Source organism: Phenylobacterium sp., assembly GCF_030697305.1.
Classification (GTDB): Bacteria; Pseudomonadota; Alphaproteobacteria; order Caulobacterales; family Caulobacteraceae; genus Phenylobacterium.
This window is the reverse complement of the sequence record NZ_JAUYQL010000085.1, coordinates 1-6,508: the sequence shown is the minus strand read 5'-3', so window position 1 is coordinate 6,508 and position 6,508 is coordinate 1. Positions and strand designations below refer to the sequence as shown.

Annotated in this window: 9 protein-coding genes; 2 read left to right on the top strand and 7 right to left on the bottom strand. The window is 67.6% G+C overall.

Annotation, left to right across the window (positions count from 1 at the left end; genetic code table 11):
* The 4 genes from Q8R27_RS09210 to Q8R27_RS09195 form a co-directional block, all read right to left on the bottom strand.
* The coding region (locus Q8R27_RS09210) for a peptidogalycan biosysnthesis protein (protein WP_305698739.1) at positions 1–670 on the bottom strand (670 nt) is incomplete at its 3' end.
* The gene (locus Q8R27_RS09205; RefSeq protein WP_305698738.1) at positions 667–1,398 is read right to left on the bottom strand and encodes a glycerophosphodiester phosphodiesterase family protein; all 732 of its coding nucleotides are present in this window, start codon (positions 1,396–1,398) and stop codon (positions 667–669) included. The genes Q8R27_RS09210 and Q8R27_RS09205, both read right to left, overlap by 4 nt.
* The gene (locus Q8R27_RS09200; RefSeq protein ID WP_305698737.1) at positions 1,395–1,856 is read right to left on the bottom strand and encodes a RidA family protein; all 462 of its coding nucleotides are present in this window, start codon (positions 1,854–1,856) and stop codon (positions 1,395–1,397) included. The genes Q8R27_RS09205 and Q8R27_RS09200 overlap by 4 nt, the downstream gene beginning before the upstream one ends.
* 106 nt (positions 1,857–1,962) lie before the next feature.
* On the bottom strand, positions 1,963–2,397 hold the full coding sequence (locus Q8R27_RS09195) for a phasin family protein (RefSeq protein WP_305598175.1): 435 nt from the start codon (positions 2,395–2,397) through the stop codon (positions 1,963–1,965).
* 288 nt (positions 2,398–2,685) lie between these two features.
* Between Q8R27_RS09195 and Q8R27_RS09190 the strand changes: the two genes are divergently transcribed.
* Entirely contained in the window at positions 2,686–4,014 is a 1,329-nt protein-coding gene (locus Q8R27_RS09190) for a D-alanyl-D-alanine carboxypeptidase (protein ID WP_305698736.1), read from the top strand.
* A 67-nt stretch (positions 4,015–4,081) separates the two neighbouring features.
* Here the strand turns inward: Q8R27_RS09190 and Q8R27_RS09185 are convergent, their stop codons facing one another.
* Together Q8R27_RS09185 and Q8R27_RS09180 are read right to left on the bottom strand one after the other, a co-directional pair.
* Positions 4,082–4,510, bottom strand: coding sequence for a molecular chaperone DnaJ (locus tag Q8R27_RS09185; RefSeq protein ID WP_305698735.1), 429 nt, complete (start codon positions 4,508–4,510; stop codon positions 4,082–4,084).
* Positions 4,511–4,532: 22 nt separating this feature from the next.
* A complete protein-coding gene (locus Q8R27_RS09180) occupies positions 4,533–5,366 on the bottom strand; it encodes a division plane positioning ATPase MipZ (protein WP_305698734.1) in 834 nt (277 codons plus the stop codon).
* Positions 5,367–5,526: 160 nt separating this feature from the next.
* Here Q8R27_RS09180 and panC point away from each other — a divergent pair, with 160 nt between their 5' ends.
* Entirely contained in the window at positions 5,527–6,384 is an 858-nt protein-coding gene (gene panC, locus Q8R27_RS09175) for a pantoate--beta-alanine ligase (protein WP_305698733.1), read from the top strand.
* Between the two features lie 7 nt (positions 6,385–6,391).
* Here panC and Q8R27_RS09170 read toward each other — a convergent pair.
* Positions 6,392–6,508, bottom strand: a 117-nt coding sequence (locus Q8R27_RS09170; RefSeq protein WP_305698740.1) for a DUF1489 family protein, incomplete at its 5' end; no start/stop codon positions are given.

Genomic DNA, 6,508 nt, shown 5'->3' with positions numbered 1-6,508 from the left:
TCTCGGCGCCGGTCAGCGCCACGATCTCCACCGCGGCCTGGGCGTCGCGCCGCTCGCGCCGGATGGTCTTGCGCCGACCAGACGAGAGCGCGGCCAGGAAGTCGTCGAAGGTCGAATAGCCGTCGTTGCGCCAGTGGTATTGCTGGCCTTGGCGCTGCGCGAGCCCCTGCCCGCCCAGCCACTCCCACTCGTCGGGACTGGCGAAGTTCACATGCAGGGATGAGGCGCCGTAGCGTTCGCAGAGCTGCACCGCGCCGGCCAGCAGGATGGCGCGCGCTTCGTCGGCGTCGACGTCCGGCCGCAGCAGCATCCGTGGCCCGGTCACCGGCGAGAACGGCGCGGCCGACAGCAGCTTCGGATAATAACGCCCCCCGGCCCGCTCATAGGCGTCGGCCCAGGCATGGTCGAACACGTACTCGCCCTGACTGTGCGACTTGATGTACAGCGGCATCACCGCCGCTGTGCGCCCCTGGTCGTCTGCGACGCTCAGGTGCTGCGGCCCCCAGCCCGTCCGCTCCACCGCACAGCCGGATTCCTCCAGCGGGTGCAGGAAATCGTAGTGGATGAAGGGGTTCTCGAGATAGTCGGGGTTGCGCGCGCAGGCGTCCCAGTCCGCCCGGCCGATATCCGCGATCCTCTTGTGCGCGGTGACAGCGGGCTTCAGCGTCACGCGGCGAAACCCTCGAAGATGATGTTGTCGCAAGCGCCGGCCAGTTGGGCGCGCTGTTCGGCGCTGCGGATCGTCCAGGCCAGCACCGGCGTACCGGCCGCGCGGGCGGTGGCAGTCTCAGGATGGTCGAGCAGGTCGACGCTGAGCGCCAGGAAATGGGCGCGCGCCAGCGGCACCTCGGCGAGCTCGCTGCCCGGATCGCGTCGGGGCGCGGGCCAGCCTTTCTCTACGTCGAAGCCGCGCAGCACGCCCGGGAAACGCTCAGCGAACCAGGCGTGGGAATAGGGATTGAAGCCGATAACGCAGGCCGGGCCCGCGTGGTCGATCAACACCTCATGGACCCGCTGTTCCAGCGGCCCGACCTCGCCCAGCGGCGTCTTCAGTTCGATGTGGACCATGGCGCGGCGGCCGATCACCGCCAGCGCCTCGAGCAATGTTGGAATCCGTTCCTCGCCGCCGCCCAGGCGCATCTCCATCAGGTCGGCGGCCGCGTGCTCGCGCAGTCGGCCCGGCTGGCCGGTCAACCTCGCCAGTTCGTCATCGTGGAACACCATCGCCTCGCCGTCGGCCGATAGCTGGACGTCCAGTTCGATGCCGTAGCCGGCCGCGCAGGCGCACTGAAAAGCGGCCAAGGAGTTCTCCGGCGCGCCGCCGCGCGACCACAGTCCTCGATGCGCCACCGGCGGGTCGAACAGCAGCTCCCAGGCTTGGCCGAAACGAGACTTCACCGGATCCGCACCACCGCATCCACCTCAACGGCGAAGTTGAGCGGCAGGCGATAGACGCCGACCGCAGAGCGCGCGTGCCGCCCGGCGTCGCCGAACGCCTCGACCATCAGGTCGGAGGCGCCGTTGATCACCTGCGGAATGTCGAAGAAGTCGGGTCCCGCCTGGACGAAACCGTTCAGCTTCACCACCTGGGCTACCCGCGACAGGTCGCCGTCGCAGGCGCGCTTGATCTGGGCGATCAGGCTGATGGCGCAGAGCCTCGCGGCTCGGATGGCGGTCTCGACGTCGACCGCCTCGCCGACCACCCCGCGAATGCCGCCGGAGGCGTCGTTCGAAACCTGGCCGGAGATATGGACCAGCTCGTCGAACCGCACGAACGGGACGTAGTTGGCGACCGGAGACGCAGGCTCCGGCAAGGTGATTCCTAGCGCGGCCAGGCGGGCTTCGACTTGCGACATGCCCAAGCTCTAAACCCGGCGCGCCCCATAGAAAAGGCCCGGACCAGCCAAGGTCCGGGCCTTCTTGAATTCGCGCCGCGAACGGCGCGCCGCAAGCGCTGTGACGTTAGCGCGCGGCCTGCATGCGTTCGACGAAGGCGGTGACGCGTTCGTTGATCGGCTTCATGGAATCCTTCACCGACGAGGCGACGGTTTCCGACATCTTGCCGACTTCGGCCATGTAGGCTTCCAGGGCGCTCTTGGCGAAAGTGGTCTGCAGTTCGACCACTTCCTGGATGCTCTTGGCGCTGGCCAGCGACTTGGCGGCGGTGACTTGCTCTTCGACCGACTTCTTGGAGAACGCCATCGCCTGGGCGCCCAGGGTCTCGGCGCCCTTGGTGGCGGCGGTGACCGAAGCGATCACGGCTTCGAGGTTCTTCTTGGACGCGCCATTGGCGTCGGTCAGGGCGGCGAGCGACTTCTCGACGGCGTCCTTGAACGCCAGGTTGCTCGAGGCGGCGACTTGTTCGACGGTCGATTTCATGGTTTCGGCGGCGGGCATGGATTCAACTCCTGGGGGTTTTGCAGCGCGGCGTTGCGCGGAGATCGCAAACTGATGGAACACAGCCTTGGGGCGATCTGAGGAATCTCATGTTGCAGTGCAGCAGTCAAGCGATTTTTGTGCACTGCACCATAAATTGGGGCGGCAAAGAAAACTTGGGGGGAGACCCGCGCGACAAAACCGCCCATTCAACTGCTGTTTACCATCGTGCAAGGATGAGGGTGGCATGATGGATGCAGTAAGGGCGTACCTATATACGTCTCAACCCTTTGTTTTGACGGACGAAGCATGATCAAGCCCGCCCGCCGCCTGTTGCTTTCCATCGGATTCGCCGTCGCTGCAGCCACTGCAGCGATCGCTCCGCAGGCCCAGGCGCAGATCCCGTATCTGCAGCTTCCGACGAATGAGCCGAAGTACGCGGCGATCGTCGTCGACGCGAAAACCGGCGAGGTCATGTACGCCAAGCGCGCCGACAGTCCGCGCTATCCGGCGTCGATCACGAAGGTGATGACGCTCTATCTGACGTTCGAGGCGCTAGCCTCGGGCAAGCTGCAGCCCGACGATCGCGTGGTGTTCTCGCCCCACGCCGCGGCGCAGTCGCCAACCAAGTTGGGCGTCGCCGCCGGCGATTCGATCAGCGTCAGCGATGCGATGCAGGCGATGGCGATCAAATCCGCCAACGACGCCGCCGTCGCCATGGCCGAAAAGCTTGGCGGCACGGAAAGCCGCTTCGCAGCGCTGATGACTCTGCGCGCCCGCGAGCTCGGCATGCAGAACACCCGCTTCGTCAACGCGTCCGGCCTGCCCGACAGCCGCCAGCTGACCACGGCGCGCGACATCGCCATCCTGTCCCGCTCGGTGATGCGCGACTATCCACAGTACTACAAACTTTTCAGCCAGCAGCAGTTCGCCTTCCGCGGCCAACTCATGCGTAACCACAACGGCCTGCTATTCCGCATGCCCGGCGTCGACGGCCTGAAGACCGGCTTCACCAACGCGTCCGGCTACAACCTCGCAGTCTCGGCGGTGCGCGATAACCGCCGCCTGATCGGCGTGGTCATGGGCGGTTCGTCCAACGCGTCGCGCGACAACAACGCCCAGGACCTGTTGCTCACCGGCTTCGACATCATCGCGCGCCGCAACCGCGGCGAGCAGATCACCGTCGCCCAGAACATGTTCGAGCCCGAGCCCGCCGGTTCGGTGATGCGTCCCTCGGTCGAGCAAGGTGATCGAGATCAGGACACCCGCATCATGCTGGCCTCGGCCACCCCGCCGGCCAAGCTCGCTTCGCTGAAGATCGTTGAGTCCGACAAGACCCGCCTGAAGAACGAGAAGGCCGAGAAGAAGGCCAAGGCCGACGAAAAGAAGAACAAGAAGCGCGGCGAGTGGGCGGTTCAGGTCGGCTCGTTCAAGTCTAAGAGCGACGCCAAGGAGCAGCTCTCCTTCGTCCGCAACCGCTTCGGAAAGCAGTTCGCCCAGGCCGACGGCCAGGTCGCCGATCGCGCCGCCGGAACCTATCGCAGCCGTTTCAACGGCTTCTCCGAGAGCTCAGCCAAGGCCGCTTGCAGCGCGCTGAAGGCAAAGAAGCTGGCCTGTCAGGTCATCTCACCGAGCTGAGTATCGGCTCGTCACCTTCCCAAACATGGCCGGGCCTCGTCCCGGCCATGACTCTGTCTGGACCGCGTTATTCGCGTAGCAGGCGATCGCGAGCAGCGTTGAGCTGCGCCGCAAGACCGACAGTGCCGCCGGCGTCGGGATGCGCCAGGCGGATCAGGCGCGCGTGCGCAGCTTTGACCTCGGCGTGCGTCGCGCCCGGCTCCACGCCCAAGGTCGAGCGAGCTTCGGTCAGACTCATCTGAGACGACGCAGGGGATCCGCGTGGGACCGCTGGCGCGCGGCGCACCGAACCGGCGAGCCACAGCCCGGCCAACGCCAGCGCCAGGGCCGTTCCGATCCCGCCCCGCATACCCACGAACGCCGCCGCGGCGAAGGCGGCGAGCGATAGCGCAGCGGCCAGCAATCGCCATTCCCGGCGCTTGAAGGGCGATCGACCGCCCCGCCCGACCCACACCAGAAACGCCAGCAGACCTGCGCCCAGCGCTATATAAATCATCGGCGCCAGCCCGTGGGCACGGCTATTGCGCCGCGATCATATCGCCGTCTTCCAACCCTGTGAGGCCCAGCGAACCCATCAGCGCGCGGAGCTCCTGGCGCGCGGCGACGTGCTGCAGCGACATCGCCACGGGGCGGATGGTCGGCGACAGATCGGCCACCGTCAGTCCGAAGGGAAACAGCTCGCGATAGATCACCCGATCCCGCAGGCCCGGCCCGACGCGGAAGCCGACGCGTCGCGACAGCGCGTGCACGCGCTCGTCCAACCGCTTGCGGTTGCGCGCCTCGGTAGGCGCCAGACGATTGCGCAGCACGACCCAGTCTATGGTTTCGCCCTGAGCCGCCGCGCGGTCCTTGCGGCTGTTCCACACGGTCTCGGAATAGAGGCTCGGGCGCTTCAACTCGAGGGTCACCGGATCCACCACGCCCAACATGTCGAAGTCGACGAAGCTGTCGTTCATCGGCGTGACGATGAGCTGCGCAGCGCCGTGCGCCGCGCGCGACATCGCCGTGTCGCCCCCGGGGGTGTCGATCAGCACGAAGTCGGCCGCCTCGCGCGCCTCGCCGAAGGTGTCCTCGAACCGGGCCAGCGCCTCGGCGTCAGGGGCCTTGGCCAGCCTGCGGCCATCGACCCCAAGCGTGTTCTCGATCGGCATCGGCGCCGTCTCGCCGTTGGCGGCCAGCCACGCCCGGCGGTTGGCGAAGAAGTGGCCCATCGATTGCTGGCGAAGGTCCAGGTCCATCACCGCGACGCTGGCGCCCGCGTGCAGCAGCCCGGTCACGATGTGGATGGCGATCGTGGACTTGCCTGCGCCGCCCTTCTCGTTGCCGACGACGATCACATTGCCTTGCGACATCAGGCCTAAACTCCGCGCGGGCCTGCATCGGCCCATTCGACAAAGGCGGAACCTCAACGCTTCTGCGTGACTCGCGTCAACGACGTTTCATCGTGCGAACGCCCACACGAGTCCCGCGCGGCCATGGACGCGGAGCCGGCCCCAGGTCATAAGCCCGCCGATGAACGACACGCCCCTTCCGACCGTGCGCACGGTCGCCGAACTTCGCGCCCAGGTCGCCGAGTGGCGCGCGGCCGGGCTGCGCGTGGCGCTGACGCCGACCATGGGCGCCCTCCACGAGGGCCACCTGTCGCTGGTGCGGCTGGGCCACGCCCATGCAGACCGCGTGGTCGCCAGCATCTTCGTCAACCCGACGCAGTTCGCCCCGCACGAGGACTTCGACGCCTATCCGCGCGATCTAGCGGCCGATGCACGGATGCTGGCCGACGTCGGCTGCGACCTGCTGTATGCGCCCAGCGTGGCGGAGATGTACGCGCCGGGCTTCGCCACCACCGTGACGGTGACCGGCGTCTCCGAGCCGCTGGACGGGCAGGCTCGACCCAACCACTTCGCGGGCGTCTCCACCGTGGTCGCCAAGCTGCTGCTGCAGGCCGGCGCCGACGTGGCGATCTTCGGCGAGAAGGACTACCAGCAGCTTCAGGTGATCCGCCGCATGGTCGCCGACCTCGACATCCCGGTGACCATTCTGGGCGCGCCGACCTCGCGCCTCCAGGACGGCCTCGCCCGCTCCTCGCGCAACGCCTACCTCAGCGAGGCCGAGCGGCAGGTCGCCGGCCAACTTAACGCCGCGCTGGCCAAGGCCGTGAAGCGGCTGCAGGCGGGCGATCCGGTCTCAGAGGTCGAGGCCGACGGCCAGGCCGCGCTCACCGCCGCCGGCTTCCAGCGGGTGGACTATTTCGAGGTGCGCGGCGCCGAGGATCTGTCGCGTCTGGGCCCCGGCCCAGTCAGCGGCCCCGGCCGGGTGCTCGCCGCCGCCTTGATCGGCCGGGCCCGCTTGATCGACAACATGGCGATCTAGCGGGCCGTCACCACGCGCCGACCTCGCGCAGCTTGCGCGCAAGGTCCGGGGGGATCGCTTCGTCGCCAGCGGTCGGCAGGTCGGTCGGCGCATCACTCAGCGGCAGATAGCGCCATCCCTGGAA

Bases quoted from the DNA above. Each gene is read 5' to 3' on its own strand.
- Q8R27_RS09200 (WP_305698737.1), bottom strand. From the start codon at position 1,856: ATGTCGCAAGTCGAAGCCCGCCTGGCCGCGCTAGGAATCACCTTGCCG.
- Q8R27_RS09185 (WP_305698735.1), bottom strand. From the start codon at position 4,510: ATGATTTATATAGCGCTGGGCGCAGGTCTGCTGGCGTTTCTGGTGTGG.
- Q8R27_RS09195 (WP_305598175.1), bottom strand. From the start codon at position 2,397: ATGCCCGCCGCCGAAACCATGAAATCGACCGTCGAACAAGTCGCCGCC.
- Q8R27_RS09190 (WP_305698736.1), top strand. From the start codon at position 2,686: ATGATCAAGCCCGCCCGCCGCCTGTTGCTTTCCATCGGATTCGCCGTC.
- panC (WP_305698733.1), top strand. From the start codon at position 5,527: ATGAACGACACGCCCCTTCCGACCGTGCGCACGGTCGCCGAACTTCGC.
- Q8R27_RS09180 (WP_305698734.1), bottom strand. From the start codon at position 5,366: ATGTCGCAAGGCAATGTGATCGTCGTCGGCAACGAGAAGGGCGGCGCA.